At 29.5% G+C, this 17,649-nt stretch carries 12 protein-coding genes; 11 read left to right on the top strand and 1 reads right to left on the bottom strand.

The genetic code is table 11. The features are described 5' to 3' along the window. The first annotated feature begins 16 nt into the window (after positions 1–16). From CHB63_RS12550 to CHB63_RS12585, 9 genes are all read left to right on the top strand, one after another. The gene (locus tag CHB63_RS12550; RefSeq protein WP_217898413.1) at positions 17–952 is read left to right on the top strand and encodes a glycoside hydrolase family 17 protein; all 936 of its coding nucleotides are present in this window, start codon (positions 17–19) and stop codon (positions 950–952) included. 162 nt (positions 953–1,114) lie between these two features. Continuing rightward, entirely contained in the window at positions 1,115–2,983 is a 1,869-nt protein-coding gene (locus CHB63_RS12555; RefSeq protein WP_176420361.1) for a glycosyl hydrolase, read from the top strand. Between the two features lie 19 nt (positions 2,984–3,002). Beyond that, entirely contained in the window at positions 3,003–3,827 is an 825-nt protein-coding gene (locus CHB63_RS12560) for an alpha/beta hydrolase (RefSeq protein WP_089378821.1), read from the top strand. A gap of 2 nt (positions 3,828–3,829) precedes the next feature. Next, entirely contained in the window at positions 3,830–5,092 is a 1,263-nt protein-coding gene (locus CHB63_RS12565; RefSeq protein ID WP_089378822.1) for a glycoside hydrolase family 5 protein, read from the top strand. Between the two features lie 7 nt (positions 5,093–5,099). Continuing rightward, positions 5,100–6,485, top strand: coding sequence for an ADP-ribosylglycohydrolase family protein (locus CHB63_RS12570; RefSeq protein WP_176420363.1), 1,386 nt, complete (start codon positions 5,100–5,102; stop codon positions 6,483–6,485). A gap of 27 nt (positions 6,486–6,512) precedes the next feature. Next, positions 6,513–7,352: an endonuclease/exonuclease/phosphatase family protein gene (locus CHB63_RS12575; protein ID WP_245856960.1), complete on the top strand. Its 840-nt coding sequence runs from the start codon at positions 6,513–6,515 to the stop codon at positions 7,350–7,352. A 780-nt stretch (positions 7,353–8,132) separates the two neighbouring features. After that, on the top strand, positions 8,133–8,672 hold the full coding sequence (locus CHB63_RS12580) for a CAP domain-containing protein (protein ID WP_089378823.1): 540 nt from the start codon (positions 8,133–8,135) through the stop codon (positions 8,670–8,672). A gap of 93 nt (positions 8,673–8,765) precedes the next feature. Continuing rightward, on the top strand, positions 8,766–8,945 hold the full coding sequence (locus CHB63_RS17060) for a hypothetical protein (protein ID WP_141107312.1): 180 nt from the start codon (positions 8,766–8,768) through the stop codon (positions 8,943–8,945). A 403-nt stretch (positions 8,946–9,348) separates the two neighbouring features. After that, positions 9,349–12,000, top strand: coding sequence for a CHASE domain-containing protein (locus tag CHB63_RS12585; RefSeq protein WP_089378824.1), 2,652 nt, complete (start codon positions 9,349–9,351; stop codon positions 11,998–12,000). Positions 12,001–12,113: 113 nt separating this feature from the next. Here the strand turns inward: CHB63_RS12585 and CHB63_RS12590 are convergent, their stop codons facing one another. After that, positions 12,114–12,803 (bottom strand): NUDIX hydrolase, encoded by a 690-nt coding sequence (locus CHB63_RS12590; RefSeq protein WP_089378825.1) that lies wholly within the window; start codon positions 12,801–12,803, stop codon positions 12,114–12,116. 201 nt (positions 12,804–13,004) lie between these two features. On the opposite strand from CHB63_RS12590, the gene CHB63_RS12595 reads away from it, so the two are divergent. Continuing rightward, the gene (locus CHB63_RS12595) at positions 13,005–16,049 is read left to right on the top strand and encodes a SusC/RagA family TonB-linked outer membrane protein (RefSeq protein WP_089378826.1); all 3,045 of its coding nucleotides are present in this window, start codon (positions 13,005–13,007) and stop codon (positions 16,047–16,049) included. Positions 16,050–16,082: 33 nt separating this feature from the next. Continuing rightward, positions 16,083–17,645, top strand: coding sequence for a RagB/SusD family nutrient uptake outer membrane protein (locus CHB63_RS12600; RefSeq protein WP_089378827.1), 1,563 nt, complete (start codon positions 16,083–16,085; stop codon positions 17,643–17,645). Positions 17,646–17,649: the final 4 nt, after the last annotated feature.

Consider the following 17,649-nt stretch of genomic DNA (forward strand, 5'->3'; position numbering starts at 1 on the left):
AGATTACTACAACTAAATGAATTATATAAAAGAATTAGATATAGAACCAGGGAAAGCAATTTGTTATTCTGGGTTTAGAGAAGGACAAAAACCAGGAGGATCTTATCCAAGTTATGAAGAAATAAAAGAAGATCTTCTTATGCTTCAAAATCATTGGAAATATATTCGATTATATGATTGTGATCAACATTCCGATATTGTTTTAGAAGTAATTGAAAAGGAGAAACTCAATTTTAAAGTAATGCTTGGGGCTTATATTGTAGCCGAAGTCAATAATTTTGGATGCCCTTGGGGAGGTTCTTACTCAGAAGAGCAATTAATTGAAAATAAGAAGATGAATTTGGTTCAAATTCAAAAATTAATTCGATTGGCAAATCAATATCCAGATATTATATTTTCTTTATCTGCAGGAAATGAAGCATGTGTTGACTGGACAGATCATTATGTACCTGTTCAAAGTGTTATTGATTATGTGAAAATAATTAAAAAAGGAGCTAAGCAACCCGTTACTTTTTGTGAAAACTATGTTCCTTGGATTGATAAGTTAAAAGATTTGGTTGAAGAAGTTGATTTTATATCTATTCATACTTATCCGGTTTGGGAATATAAGAAAATTCATGAAGCGTTGGAATATACAAAAAGTAATTACCATACTATTGCTGATAGATATCCAAACAAACCAGTAGTAATAACAGAAGCAGGCTGGGCAACCAATTCTAATGGAAGAGGTATTTGTCCAAGTAATGTAAGTGAAGAATTGCAAGAAATTTATTACAATGATTTGGTTAACTGGTGTTTAGAAGAAAATATTTTAACGTTTGTTTTTGAAGCTTTTGACGAGCCTTGGAAGGGATCGGCCGAACCACTTGAGCCTGAAAAACATTGGGGTTTGTTTACAGTAGATAGAAAACCTAAACTGGTAATGAGAAAACTTTTTTCAAATTTATTATAATTTAGAAGAACTAATATTTTAATTGAAACTAGATTTATGATACACAACAGCAAATTTTTAAAATTAATTTTAAATAATTTGTTGAAACCTATTTGTTATTTTTATAATAAAGTTTGGTTAATTAAAAAAACGGGAGTATTCCTGCTCCTGTTTTTTTTTATTTTGCATATTAATTCCCAAACAAAAAGTTATAAAAGAGGTGTTGCATATGGATATCATTCTATAAATGATATGCAAAATTTTTCTTCAACTATTTCTTGGTGGTATAATTGGGCTTCAGAACCGGATAGTGCAATTAAAAATACGTATCAAAACTATGGCGTCGATTTCACGCCAATGGCTTGGAATGCTCAAGGAATTAGTAATGTTAATGCTTGGGTAAATCAAGATTCAAATGTAAAATATATTTTAGGTTTTAACGAACCCAATTTTATAGACCAGGCAAAAATGACGCCTACCGAAGCGGCAGAAGCTTGGATAGAATTTCAGGAAATTGCTGAATCAAATAATATAAAAACAGTTGGTCCAGCCGTAAATTATTGCGGTGATTGTGTTGAAGAAAATGGAACAACTTACAATAATCCTTTTGCATATTTGGATAGTTTTTTTGTTGCTTGTACCGATTGTAATGTTGATTATATCGCATTGCATTGGTACGGCAGCGGAAATTCAATTGTTGGATATGTAAATGAGGCTAGAAAATATAACAAACCAATTTGGGTTACAGAAATTGCTTCCTGGGATTCTTCAAATCCAGTCCAGAATGTGGAGGAACAAAAAAAGTATTTAGCTGGGACTATTAACTTTTTAGAGCGTAATCCAGATGTGTATCGCTATTCTTGGTTTATTGGAAGAACAAATTCTGGCCCAAATGTATATCCCTTTATAGATTTATATGGAGCTGATGGTGAACTAACAGAATTGGGTGAAGTGTATACGAAAATACCTGTATATGACGCAAATTATAACTTTCAAATTCCTGGAAAAATTGAGGCTGAAGAATATTATTTAATGAATGGTTTGTTTGCCGAAATCACTGAAGATACTAATGGATTTTTAAATTTAGGATGGACAGATAATAACGATTGGGCTGAGTATAAAATAAATGTTTCAGAAAGTGGAACTTATAAAATTGCAGCACGAATAGCTGGAACAAATACTGGGGTTATAGATGTTCAAGTTGATGGGATATCTGAAGTAATTATGAATACTCCAGCCACTGGAGGTTGGCAGAATTGGCAAACTATTTCAAATGAAATTCAACTTACTGAAGGAGAACATATTTTAAAAATACTTATAAAAGATGCGGGTTTCAATATTAATTGGATAGATATTTATAAAAAAGGAGTAATTCAATCAGATAATTTTAATATTGAAGTTATTGGAGAAACTTGTCCGGATAAAAATAATGGAAAAATAAGTATTAAAACCAATGAAACTTATAATTATAATGTTAATATAGATGGTGTAAACTATCCATTTACATCTAATAAAACAATTGAATATTTAGCTCCTGGCTTCTATAATATGTGTATTACAATTTCAGACAGTACATTTGAGCAATGTTACACTATTCAACTCCCTGAATCGAATTTAGTTGCAGGTAAAGCAACTGTAACTTCAAAAATTGTAACTATTGAAATGACACAAGGAACTGGTCCTTTTGATGTTTTAGTAAACGATGAAAATGTTATAAATTCAGCTGATTCTAAATTTAATATTGAGGTAAAACATGGTGATATAATTCATGTGAAATCCTCTAAAACATGTGAAGGTGTCTTTTCAAAAACTGTTGATTTATTTAACGAGATTATTGCCTACCCAAATCCAACAAATGGGCAATTTGAAATTAGCACGCCACTAGACCAAAAAGAAGTAAGCATTTCAATTTACACGATAAATTTCAATTTAATTTCAGAAAAAAAATATCAAGTTTATAATGGGAAAATTCTAATTTCTTTAGAAGATAAACCATCTGGAATTTATATAGCGAAAGTTGGTGGTAAGTATTCTAAAAATATAAAAATATAAAAATTTAAATCATCAAAAAATGAAACGTATTTTATTCATATTATTTGTATTTGGAGTTGGGGCAAAAAGTTTTTCGCAAAAAATTGAATACGAACTAAAACAAAATATTCATTATTATAACGATAGCATAAATCAATCAAACCAATATATAAATAATCGTTGTGTATTGGATATTTACTATCCAAAAAATGAAAAAAATTTTGCTACAATTGTTTGGATTCATGGAGGCGGATTAACTGGTTGGCAGAAAGAAATTCCAGAGGAGCTTAAAAATAATGGAGTAGCTATTATTGGCATCAATTATCGTTTGTATCCAAAGGTGAAAGCTCCTGTTTATATTGAAGATGCCGCTGCAGCAGTAGCCTGGACTTTTAAAAATATTAAAAAATATGGTGGAGATGACCAGTTAATTTTTGTTTCGGGCCATTCAGCTGGTGGTTACTTAGCAAGTATGATTGGATTGGATAAAAGATGGCTTGCTGTTCATAATATAGATGCAAATACTATTGCTGGCTTAATACCTTTTAGTGGTCATGCAATTACTCATTTTACAGTTCGTGAAGAACGAGGAATTGCAGGAACTCAACCTATTATAGATGATTTGGCACCCTTATACCATGTGCGCCCAGATGCTCCACCTTTACTGTTAATAACAGGAGACCGTGAATTGGAGATGTTGGGTAGATATGAAGAAAATGCATACCTCATGAGGATGATGAAAATTGTAGGTCATACTAAAACAGTATTGTATGAATTAGAGGGATATGGACACGGAATGACGCAGCCGGCATTTCCTTTACTTTTAAATGAAGTAAAAAGAATTAGTAATGAAAAAAACAATTAAAAATGAAAAAATATCTAACCGCCTTTGTAGCAATCACATTAATTACTTTAAGTTTTTCTTGTAAGGAAATAGTAACCGAAACTGATAAAAAATCTGTTAAAAACGCCCTAAGTTTTGTAAAAACAAATGGAACTCAATTAGTAGATGAAACAGGAAATTCCATAAATTTAAAAGGAACAAATTTAGGGAACTGGTTAGTTCCTGAAGGATATATGTTTAAAATGAATCAGGTAAACGCACCGCGTAAAATAGATGAGTTATTATACGAATTGGTGGGGCCAGATAGTTTACAGGTTTTTTGGAAAGGATTTTTAAATAATTATATAACTCATGATGATATTAAATACCTAAAAAGTATTGGAGTTAATCATATTCGTTTGCCTTTTCATTATAAAATGTTTACCGATGATTTGTATATGAGCGAAAGAAACTCAGGATTTAAATATTTTGACAGATTAATTGAATGGTGCCGACAAGAAAAATTATATGTTTTATTAGATATGCATTGTGCTCCTGGAGGACAAACTGGTGATAATATTGATGATAGTTACGGATATCCATATTTGTTAAAAAGTAAATCTTCACAAGATTTAATGACGAAAATTTGGGTGGATATTGCTAAAAAATATAAAGATGAACCAGTAATAATTGGTTATGATATTGTAAACGAGCCAATTGCTCATTATTTTAATGATGAATTAGAAGATTTAAATAATAAGCTAGTTATACTTTATGAGCGAATAGTTAGAGAGATTCGCGTAGTAGATAAAGAGCATACTATTTTTCTAAACGGTTCTAATTGGAGCGGAAATTTTGATGTTTTTAAAGAACTTGTAGATGATAATGTAGTGTACGAATTTCATAAATATTGGTTTGATGTAAACCAAGAAGCAATTCAAACGTATTTAGATTTTAGAGATAAAAATCAAGTTCCAATTTATATTGGAGAAACTGGTGAAAACACAGATGAATGGGTTGATGATTTTAGATCATTATTAGATGAAAATGAGGTTAATTGGTGTTTCTGGCCCTATAAAAAAATGAATAACTTAAGTGGAATTATGAATTTTAAGCAACCTGAAGATTATTTTATAATTACAGATTATGCAAATAGTGATCGTTCGTCTTTTGCAAAAATGCGAGAAAACAGACCGGATATTATAAAAGTTCAAAAAGCGTTAAATCAGTTTTTAGAAAACAGCTTGTATAAAAATAATTACGTTAATAAAGGATATACGAAAGGTTTAAATTTTAAAGTAGATTAAAATTTATATGAAAAAAATAATTCAAATAATTTTAATCTTTTTAGTTTTAATTTCTTGTAAACAAAAAGAAAATTTAAACCAAAATTTTACAAAAAACACACTTGTAGATTCTACATTTACTTACAAATTTTATGCTCCTAAATTAACCGATAAAATTATTTCAAGAGATGATTATGCCAATAAATTGTATGGTTTTTGGTTAGGAGAATGTATCGCTAATTGGACAGGTTTGGTTACCGAAATGGATAAAATTGGGGATATTGGAGAGATTAAAACAGGTGATTTTTATACAAGAGATAATTGGGGGAAACCGGATCAACCAAGTATTTGGGGGCAAGGAATTCCTAGTAACTTATCTAAGAATATAGACTTTGTTTTTGCTGATGTAGATAGTGTTTGGGGGTCTGATGATGATACCGATTTAGAATTTATGTATCAATATTTGTTATACACAAATAAAACAAGTGTGTTAACTGGAGAACAAATTAGAAATGGCTGGTTAAAACATATAAAATCTGAAGAAGAAAATTATTTGTGGGTTTCAAACCAAAAAGCGTTGGATTTAATGGTTAAAGGACTTGTGCCACCGGAAACCAGTGATCCTAAATTTACTTCTGATAGTATTTATTCAAATTATTATGAAATGATTGACGCCCAGCTAACCACTGAGATTTTTGGGTTTTTTGCACCATCTAGACCCGATATTGCTTTAAAAATGGCAAAATTACCAATCCAAACTACTGCAAGAGAAAATGCTGAATGGATTTCAGAGTTTTATGTATTTATGTATTCATTAGCTTCTTATGTAGATGAAGATTTATCAATCAAAGAAAAAATTAATTGGATGGCTACTGAAGCTCGTAAAACGTTACCAAATTATTCTTACGCTGCAAAAATGTTCGATTTTGTAAAAGAAAATTACAATCAAAATACACCTTGGGAAAAAACTAGAGATGGGCTTTATGAAAGATATCAAGTAGAGCAAGCTGATGGTTACAATATTACTTCAAAAGATATTTATTGCAATGGCTGTTTTGCAGCTGGAATCAATTTTGGATCAAGTATTATAAGTTTGTTATATGGCGAAGGAGCTATAAAAGAAACTATTAAAATTGGTGTTTTGGCTGGTTGGGATGCGGATAATCCAACTTCAACTTGGGGAGGACTATTAGGTTTTATGATAGGTAAAGAAGGTGTGGAAGAGGCCTTCGGAAGGAAATTTTCTAATAAATTTAATATCCACAGAACAAGAATAAACTTTCCAAATAATGGTTTGTTTACTTTTGAAGAAATGGCGAAAACAGGTGTATATATAATTGATAGAGTTGTTCAGGAAGAGATGTCTGGAGGCGTAGATTTGCAAAAAAAATGTTTGGTATATTCCATCAGTTGAATTAAAAATTAATAAAGAGTAATAAGAGTGAAAAAATATTTTTTAGTAATAATTGGAACATTATTTTTTACAATGGGTTTTGGTCAAGAATTAAAAATTATGACTTATAATATTCGATTAGATGTTGCATCTGATGGTGAAAATGCATGGCCAAATCGTAAAGATTATTTAGTTTCTCAGTTGAAATTTTATGCTCCAGATATTTTTGGGATTCAGGAAGGATTGCCACATCAGGTTACCTATTTAAATGAGGGATTGAAAAATTACAACTTTTTTGGAGAAGGAAGAGATGGAGGAAATGAAGGTGAATATTCAGCATTGTATTATAAAAAAAATAAATTTCAATTGGAACAAAGCGGAACATTTTGGCTTTCAGAAACACCAAAGAAAGTTTCAAAAGGTTGGGATGCAGCTTTACCAAGAATTTGCACTTATGGATTATTTAAACATAAAGAGTCTGGTTTAAAGTTTTGGGTTTTTAACACCCATCTTGATCATATGGGAGCTATTGCTCGTGTAAAAAGTTTGGATCTTATTTTAGATAGAATTGAAAATTTAAATTCGCAAAATTTACCTGTTATGTTAATCGGAGATTTTAATCTAGAACCAAATTCAGAAGCTATTTCAAACTTAAAAACTAAAATGAAAGATTCCAGAGAGATTTCTTCGGTTGCACCATATGGACAGGAAGGAACCTTCAATTCATTTAATTATAATAAAATGGCATCCAAAAGAATCGATTATATTTTCGTTTCTAATTCTGACGTAATAAAGGTTGAAAAATATGCAACTTTAAATAATTCATATAAATTGAAATACCCATCGGATCATTTTCCGGTTTTTGTTCAATTAAAGCTGAAAGAATAATTTTATAAAAAGTATAAAATTTTAAAGAGTATTAGAAAACATTACCTTCTTTTAATCAGTTTTCTTTTATTTCCATAATTTACAAAAAGCGGTTTATTTTTTATTAACAGTCTTTTTCTTTAAATATTAATAATTTTTCACTGACTTTTCAAACCTCTTCTTAAAATCAAGGAAACAAGAATATTAAGGTTGATTTCATTTTTTATAATAATCAATGTTTGTGTTTTTCGACTTTATTTAAAAAACGAATGTAATAGATGACTTTACTTTCAGAAAATCATTTGGTTTAGAGCTTAAGGATATACCAAATCAAGATTCAAATATTTAATTTGGACACGAACTGGGTTTTAATTCTTCAAATGAAGCCCAAATCAACGATTTGTTATCTTTATTACTCAAAAATTTTCTAAAATTATAAACTCATAGATTTTTGTTTGATTTTTTATATATTTTTTAAAGAATTTTGTTCCCTAAAATAAACATAAATCATTAAAAAATGATAAAAATAATGATTTTGCGGGTTCATATTTGGTAATAAATGGTATGTTTTACATAATAAATGGTATAACAAACTATATTTACAAGTACTTAAAACATAATAAATGGTTTATTATCACAAATAAATGGTATGTTTTAGCTCATAAATGGTAAATAAACCGTCTTTTTATTTTTTTTAACAAAAAATTGATATATATTTGTACCATAGAAGGAACAATACCCTACCTTTTTTAAAGATTGTTTTCTAATAGAATTTTCGGTTACTATTAAAACGATGTCACTATGAAATCAACCCCATTTAAATCAACCCTTTTAAAATTATTGGTATTTATTAAGAACGTAAGCTTTGTAGCTTTTAGCTTTTTATTGTTTTCTTGTTCACCAGAAGATGATGGTATTTATTTTGAGCATTCAACTAATGAAATTGTTCTTACCAAGACAACTTATTCTGAGATGGAATCAGAAATATTAAGATTAGTTAATGCCCATAGAGAAAGCATAAATCTTTCTAAATTAGATTTAATGGAGGCTATTTCATCTGAAGCCAATGAACATACCAGTTATATGATTTCTGAGGGACAAGCAAGTCATGATAATTTTTCACAACGCGCACAAAATTTAATTACCTACTCCAATGCCAAAGCAGTAGGTGAAAATGTTGCCTATGGTTATACTACTCCTCATGGAGTTGTTAACGGTTGGTTAGACAGTGCTTCACACAGGAAAGTAATTGAGAATCCCAATTTCACTTATTTCGGAGTTTCAATGAAGTCCGATAGCAAAGGGAAAAATTACTTCACTCATATTTTTATTAGTAAATAACTAAATAAGTGCCCCACAACTAGATTAGCTTCATGCCTAAAGCCCCACAACGGTTATATTAAGATTAATTATAAATACCTCAATTTAAATAGTATGAAATCATCAGCTCTAAAACAAAATACGAAAGAATCATGTTTAACATTAATTAAAAATACATTAAGCAATACAGATGAATCAAAGGAGAAAATCTATATTAATACCTTATCTCCCGGATTTAATTATGGAAATAAAAAAGGACAAATTATTACTCCCAAGAAGTGCATATTGCTCTAACCGCTCATTAAAGGTTCCATAAAAGTAAAGCACTGTCTACTGTTCAATATGGTGACAAATCACGATTGAAAAAACACAAAAAGATTCCAAATATTCTGATATCAGAATATTTGGAATCTTTATTATTTTAGTCTTTGATGTTGGTTTAACTTAATGATTAAATTGAAATACATATCGGATTATTTTCTGGTTTTTCTTCAATTAAATCTTAAAAAATAATTTTATAAAAAAATAAAAATTCAAGTAGTATTAGAAAACATGACCCGTTGTTAAATTAGGTGTATTTACAGTTATGATTATTTTTTCGAGTCTTATATGTACTATTAAAATAGCATTATCCAATTTTTAAATTAAATTGTTTATGTTTGAAAAAAAAATTAGATAAAACTTAATTACAGGTTTAATGTTTAAGGAAAAATCTTTTTTAAAATCTTTAAGTATTTTTATAGTTGGTATAATTATATCAGTTATAGTAACTTACTATGTTAAAAAAGAAAATGACAAAAGTACTAAGCAGGAATTAGAAATAAGTTCAAATGATATAAAGGCTAAAATTCAAAATAGGCTGAATGTCTATATTCAATTTTCAAGAACAAGTTCGTCATATATTATGTCTTCAGATACCATTACAAGGAATGACTGGAGAAACTTTGTTGAAAAAAGTAAGGTTGCAGAACATTTAAATGGATTTCAAGGGGTTGCATTTATAGAAAGTGTTCCCGATTTTAAATTAGAAAAGCATATTGCCCGTTTTAGTCAAGAATTAGGTAAAAATTATGCTATTTTTCCAAATAGAATTCATAAAACATATACACCTATAGTTTATATTGAACCATTAATAGATAGAAATCTTAAAGCGCTAGGTTTCAATGTTTCTTCTAACCCTTTAATGAAATTTGCAATTGAAAAAGCAAGAGATTCAAATCAGGTTATTTTAACTGATAAAGTAACTCTTATTCAGGAAGGCTCGAGTGAACCTCAACCAGGAATTGTTATTTATTCTCCTATTTATAAGAAAAACCTACCTATTAATACTGTCAAAAACAGAAGAGATGCAATTGCAGGTTGGGCGGCTATTTCATTTAGGATGAATGATTTTATGGAAGGTGTAATTGGAAATCTTGATGTTAATAAGCCACATAAAATTGATCTTAAAATATATGACAGGGATAGTATTTCAAATGAATTTTTATTATTTGACAGTTCCAAAATTAATGAAGAGAGTAGAAGTAAATCAATAACAAGTACCCTTCTATTGCCTGTTGAATTAAATGATAAGAATTGGACATTACAATTTTCACAACCTAAAAACTCTTTTTTTACATCAGTAAATTTTATTGTTCTTTTAAGTGGAATTGCCTTTAGTTTTTTATTAAGCTTTCTAATATTCTCATTGCTAAGTACTATTTCACTTGCCGAAAGAATGGCTAATAATTTAACAATAAACATATCAGATAAAAATAAGGAATTAGTAAGTACAAACAACTTATTAAAAGAAAGCTACTCTGAACTAAAGATTGCTAAAGAAAAATCAGAAGAAAGTGAAGAAAAGCTAAAATTAATAGCTAATAACCTGGTAAATGGTATGTTATATCAAGTAATTATGCTTAATGATACAAAAAGAAAATTTAATTATGTAAGTGATGCCGTTTCACAATTATACGGCTGTGAGGCATTTGAAGTTTTAGAAAACGCCAATTTAATTTATGACAAAATACACAAAGATGATATAAATGAATTAACGAGAAAGGAAAAAGAGTCGCTAGATAAAATGTCTGTTTTTAAAACTGAAGCTCGGGTAATTAATCCAAATGGGAGTATTAGATGGTCATATTTTGTATCCAAACCGAGAAATATTAATGGTTTGGTTTGTTGGGATGGAATTGAAGTTGATATAACTGAACAAAAAAAGGTTGAAAAGGAATTACAACTTGCCAAAGAAAAAGCTGAAGAAAGTAACTATTTAAAAACTGAATTTCTAAACAACATGTCACATGAAATTAGAACTCCGTTGAATGGAATTTTGGGTTTTTCAAATTTATTAAATAAGCCTAATTTATCAGATGAGAAAAGGAAGAATTATGTTAAAATAATTCAAAGCAGTGGACAACAATTACTTCAAATTATTAATGATATTTTAGACATATCAATTCTTGGAACTAAACAAATTAAAGTTATAGAAAATGAAATTTGTCTAAATGATTTAATGATGGAGCTATTTTCAATTTTTGATATTAAAGCTAAGGAAAATAGAACACCCTTATATCTTAAAAATGAGTTGTCTGACAGAAGAAGTACAATCTTAACCGATAAAACAAAACTTAATAAGGTAATAAGTAATCTCTTAGAAAATTCATTGAAGTTTACAAATGAAGGAAATATAGAGTTGGGCTATCATTTAATAAATAACCAACTAGAGATTTATGTAAAAGATACTGGAATCGGAATTGAAAAAGAAAAACATGAGTCAATTTTTGAACGTTTTTCTCAAGCTGAAAAAGACTTATCTAAAAAAACTGGAGGACTTGGATTAGGGCTGTCAATTGTAAAAGAAAATATAGAATTATTGGGTGGTAATATAAGGCTTGAATCTGAAAAAGGAGCAGGCGCTACTTTTTTAGTCACAATCCCTTATAAACCTGTATTTATAGATGATGAATCAGATAAAAAGAAAAGTAATATTAAAAATACAATTTTAGTTGTTGAAGATGAAGAAGTTAATTTTCTATATGTAGAAGCATTACTTAATGAATTAGTGAATTTAAATATTAATATACTTCACGCTAAGAACGGATTGGAAGCTATTGAATTTTGTAAAATTAATGATAAAATTGATTTGGTATTAATGGATTTGAAAATGCCAATACTGAATGGATATGAATCAACAGCTCAAATAAAAGAGTTTCGCCATAATCTGCCAATAATTGCACTTACTTCATACACAGCAACAGAAGAAAGGGAGAAAGCAATTTCTGTGGGTTGTGATGATTTTTTATCGAAGCCAATAAATGTTAAAATTTTTAGTAATTTAATTGAAAAATATTTAGTACAATAAATTAAGTTTTCCCAAACTGGATTTAGGTTCTTTCTAAAACTGATTTAAAATAAATTCAGCAAAGTAAAAAATCTAATTAGACTTCTAATAATTAGAAAAATAATTTCGAAATATTACAATTTAATATAAAAGTCGCTCATAAGTTTGTCATCGTATTTTTCTTGATCAAACTTATATAAAAATGATCCTTTTGTAGAGGAAGTCATATCTTTTTCATCCAATTTTATTAAAATATCCAAAGAATTTATTTTATTGATAAAATTTCTTTTATCTATTTTTTTATTTAAAATAGCTTCATATAATTTTTGAAGTTGAAGCATTGTAAATTTTTCTGGTAATAGCTCAAAACCTATTGGTTTTATTCTGGCCTTTCTTTGCAGCCTTCTAATGGCCTTCTCTAACATTTCGTTATGATCAAAAATTAATTTTGGAGCCTTAGATAGACTAAACCATTTTGCATTAAAATGTTCACTTAATTCTTCATTATGATTTTCAATATTAATTAATGCATAATAAGAAACGGAAATAGTTCTTTCTACAGGGTCACGATCAACTTCACTATAAGCATAAAATTGTTCCATATAAATATTATGAACCCCAGTAAGTCTATGAAGAATTCTAGTTGCTGCATTGTCTAAAGTTTCATTCTTTTTTAAAAATCCACCAATTAATGACCATTTTCCTTTTTCTGGTTCAAAATCTCTTTTAATTAAAAGAATTTTTAAATCTTCATTATCAAAACCAAAAATTATACAATCTACCGCAAGTAAGACCTTATCTTCAGCACTGTAATTCTTTAACATGTACAAATATTTTGGGCTAAGATATAAAGTTACATAAAATATTCATAATAAAAAGAGAGTTGTTTTTATTAAGTTTTGACAAGAAACAGACTTACAAGTGTAGATAAAACATTTATATAAAAAAATTAGGTTATGTTATTTTTTTTTCATTATTTTACAAATGTAATTATTACACTTATAATTTAATTTAAACCAAATAGTATGATAGCAATCAAACAATTATTTTTTAATTACAAGTTATATTGGCCTAAAAAAGAGTGGCTTATGGCAATTGTAATTATGTTTATGTACACAAATAATCTATTGGCACAGCAAAGCAAGGTAATAGAGGGAGTTGTTACATCTGTAAGTGAGGGAGCTCCGTTACCAGGTGTTAATGTATTAGTAAAAGGAACATCAAATGGAGTTGTTACCGATTTTAATGGAAAATATTCAATTAATGCATCCTCAAACGATGTACTTGTGTTTTCTTATATCGGTTTTGCAAATAAAGAGGTTAATGTAGGGAATCAAATCGTAGTGAATGTTTCTTTACAAGATGATACTACTTCATTAGATGAGGTCGTGGTTGTTGGTTATGGTACTCAAAGAAAATCAGATTTAACAGGTGCGGTAAGCGTTGTAAATGTGGATGAGGCTAAAAAAACGGTTTCATATGATGTTGGTAAAATGTTGCAAGGACAAGTTGCTGGGGTAACTGTTCAATCTTCAGGAGAGCCAGGTGGTTTTGTTAATATTAAAATTAGAGGAATTACTTCATTTAATAATAACAATCCATTATTTGTTATTGATGGGATGATTGTAGATTCTCCTTATGATTTTGCTCCGGGAGAAATTGAATCTATGCAAGTTTTAAAAGATGCATCATCGGCAGCTATTTACGGTGTAAGAGGTGCAAATGGTGTAATTATTATTACCACTAAAAAAGGAAAAACAGGAAAAATTGATTTGAGATATAAATCAGTTGTTGGTTTTCAAAATGTACCAAATAATTTATCTTTAACAGATAGGGTTGGATATCAAACTATTACAAGTGCTGCTGAGATAAATGCAGGCTTGTCTGTAGTGCCTGGAAATGACCCTTCAAGTCCATTGTATATTAACAACGTTGATACAGATTGGCAAGATGAAGCTTATAAAACAGGAATTATTCAAAATCACTCCTTAACTTTTGCAGGGGGAGCTGAAAGTTTAAATTATAGTATGAATATCGATTATTTTGATAATTCGAGTTATTTTGAAACACCTCAAAATTACGATCGTTTATCTACTACATTAAATTTAAATGGTGAAAAAGGTAAATTTAGATATGGGGCAAAAATTGGATACACAAAATCTGATAAAGAAAATTTTAATGAATACCTGCCAGGTACTTCATCAGTAATTCAATTGCTTCAGGCAATACCAACTATGCCAGTATATGATGAAAATAGACTAGGTGGATATGGTGGAGCAGATAACTTAACTCAAAGAGCTATTACTTTAAATGTTATTGGTTTTAATAACTTAATTGATAATAGTAATCAAAGAAATAGATTTATTGGAAATGTTTGGGGGGAATATGAAATTATAGAAGGCCTTAAATATACTTTAAGAGCAAGTGCCGATCAATTAGACTGGCAAACAAAATTTTTTAACCCACCAAGTGATTTAGGTTGGTATTATTTAACAACCAATGAAGAATCAGCTTTAGATTTAACAAGTGGAAATGAAACAAGAACAATTGTTGATAATTTATTAAGCTATTCAAAAGAAATTGAAAAACATAAATTTGATGTTTTATTAGGTTGGGTTCAAGAAAGATTTGATCATTATAATCATATTTCAAGAGGTGTTGGATTTGAGCCAGGAGAAATTAGCCATATAGAATATGCTGATGATATTTCGGCAAGAGAATATGAAAGTACCATTACTTCTCTTTCTTATATTTCTAGATTAAATTATTCTTATGATGACAGATATTTATTAACAGCTAATTTTAGACGTGATAGATCTTCTTTATTTCCATCTAAAAACAATACAGGGGATTATTTCTCGGTATCAGGTGCTTGGAAAGTACATAATGAAACTTCTATAAATCTTCCTGAGGTTATTAACACTATGAAAGTTAGAGGAGGTTATGGGCAGTTAGGGAATAATACAATTGCAAATTACGGTTATACAGGTACAGTAAATGGTTTTGCCAGTTATGCATTTGGTAACAATTTAGCTCCAGGAACTACTGCTGTATCTTTAAAAGACCCTAATATTAAATGGGAAGATACTGAAACAATAAATGCTGCTATTGAGTTAGGAATGTTGGATAATAAGTTAAATGTAACTGTTGAATATTTCGAAAAAAAATCGACAAATCTTTTAGCTGATGTACCGCTACCATTTTCTACAGGTTCTTTTCCAGCAAGTATAACTACAAATGCCGCTGCAGTTAAAAATAATGGTTTCGAATTTGTTGTTGGTTATAATAATTCAGACAATGAATTTAAATACAATATTTCTGCTAATTTAGGTACTCTTAAAAACGAAGTATTAAAAATTGGCTTAGATGGTAACCCAATAAATGGTACTGGTTCAAGAACTGAAGTAGGTAGATCTATTGGAGAGTTGTATGTATATGAAGTTGAAGGAATTTTTCAAGATCAAGCAGAAATTGATGCACATGCATTTCAATCTTCAGCTGCTCCTGGAGACATTAAATACAAAGATTTAAATGATGATGGTTTAATTACAGATGATGACAGAAGTTTCCAGGGAGTTTCAATTCCTAAATATAGTTTTGGGCTAAACTTTAGTAGTTCTTATAAAGATTTTGATTTTTCTTGTTTCTTCCAGGGAAGCGGAGGAAATAAAGTAATAAATGGAACATATCATGATTTAATGTTAGGAGATTATGTAAACCACCATACAGATATGTTAGATTTTTGGACACCTCAAAATACGGATACAAATATTCCAAGACCAATAATTGGAGATCCTAATGGAAACAACAGACTTTCAAATCGTTTTATTGAAAACGGTGATTATATCAAACTTCAAACACTTGAATTAGGATATACTGTTCCATTAAAAGATACTAAAATAGTACAAAGAGCAAGAGTTTATGTTTCTGGTCAAAATGTACTAACAATTAGTAATTATAAAGGTTATGATCCAGATTTTAATAATGGCGGGTTATTTTCAAGAGGTTTTGATTTCGGTTCTTTCCCAAATCCAAGAGGTTTTATGTTTGGAGTAGAAGTTGACTTTTAATTAGACGATAAATAAATTTAAAAATATAAAAAAATGAAATATAACAAATTATATTATCTACTTGTTTTTCTTTCAATTGCGCTTGTTACTGCGAGTTGTGTTGAAGAATCAGATTTAATTCAAGTTGATCCAAATACATATACTGAAGGATCTTTTTGGAAAACAGACGATGATGCACTTAAAGGTGTAAATGCCGCTTACGGTAGTTTACTTACCGATGGGACGTATATGAGAAGTACTCCGCTTTTATTAGATTTAAAAGGTGATGATTGTAGAAGTCAAAGCCCTTGGGGAGCAATGTTTAATGTTGGAAGATTTAATTCTAGTGTTGCAGATGCCGCTATTTATGGATGGGCGTTTGAAACTTATTATCAAGGTATTTACAGAGCAAATCAAGTTTTAGAAAATGTTCCTGAAATTGAAATGGATGAAGCATTAAAAAACAGAATTTTAGGGCAAGCTTATTTTTTAAGGGGCCTATATTTCTTTCATGCAGTAAATATGTTTAAAAGTGTTCCTTTACCTTTAAACAATAGTGAAATATACAATGAGCAAAAATCAAATGCAGATGGTTGGGCTCAGGTAATTTCAGATATGCAAATGGCTTCAGAAATGTTGCCGGCATCATATAATAGTGTTTCTGGTGCAGATGCAGGAGAAACAGGTAGAGCAACAAAAGGTGCAGCCTTAGCTTATATGGGAAAAGCATATTTATTTACAAATGATTTTGCAAATGCAAGAGATACCTTTAAAAAAATTATTGATTCAAATGTATATTCATTAGTAGCTAATTATAGAGATAATTTCACAGATGTGAATGAAAATAATTCAGAATCTGTGTTTGAAGTTCAATTCAGCAGAGATGCTGGTGGTGTAGATTTAGGTTGGGGTGGAGCTCCTGCCTCTGGATGGGGAAAAACATCTGCTAGAGCAATTACTTATGGACCTAGAGGTTTTGGATGGACAGATGTTCAGCCAACAAGATCATTATTTGATGATTTTCATATTGAAAAAACTGTTGATGATGAAGTTGATCCTAGATTAGACGCAACAATGTTTTATAACAAGCCAGAAGGCATGATGCTATACGGACAGGATTTCGCAACTTTTTATGGAGGTAATCAAGGAGATTTAAATGATTTGTTCTGTAGAAAATACCAAAATTCTGATGGAGGACAACCAGATGAATTTGATTGGAGATCTGGAATTAATGAACGTATCATGCGTTATGCTGATGTGCTTTTGATGTACGCTGAAAGTTTAAATGAAACAGGTGCAACTGCAACGGCATATACTTATATTCAAATGGTGAGAGATCGTGTAAATTTACCAGATTTAGCAACAACAAAACCAGGAATGTCTCAACAACAAATGAGAGATCAAATAGCTCATGAAAGGTTGTTAGAGTTTGCTTTGGAAGGTCACCGTTTTGATGATGTTAGAAGATGGGGTTGGTTGCAAAATTCATCAAAATTAGATTGGTTAAAATCTAGAGATTATGAATATGATACTTATAAAGCAGGTAGAGAATATTTTCCAATTCCACAATTAGAAATGGATAATAACCCGGGAACAATGCAAAATGACGGTTATTAATAAT

This window comes from Lutibacter flavus (genome assembly GCF_900188355.1).
Classification (GTDB): Bacteria; Bacteroidota; Bacteroidia; order Flavobacteriales; family Flavobacteriaceae; genus Lutibacter; species Lutibacter flavus.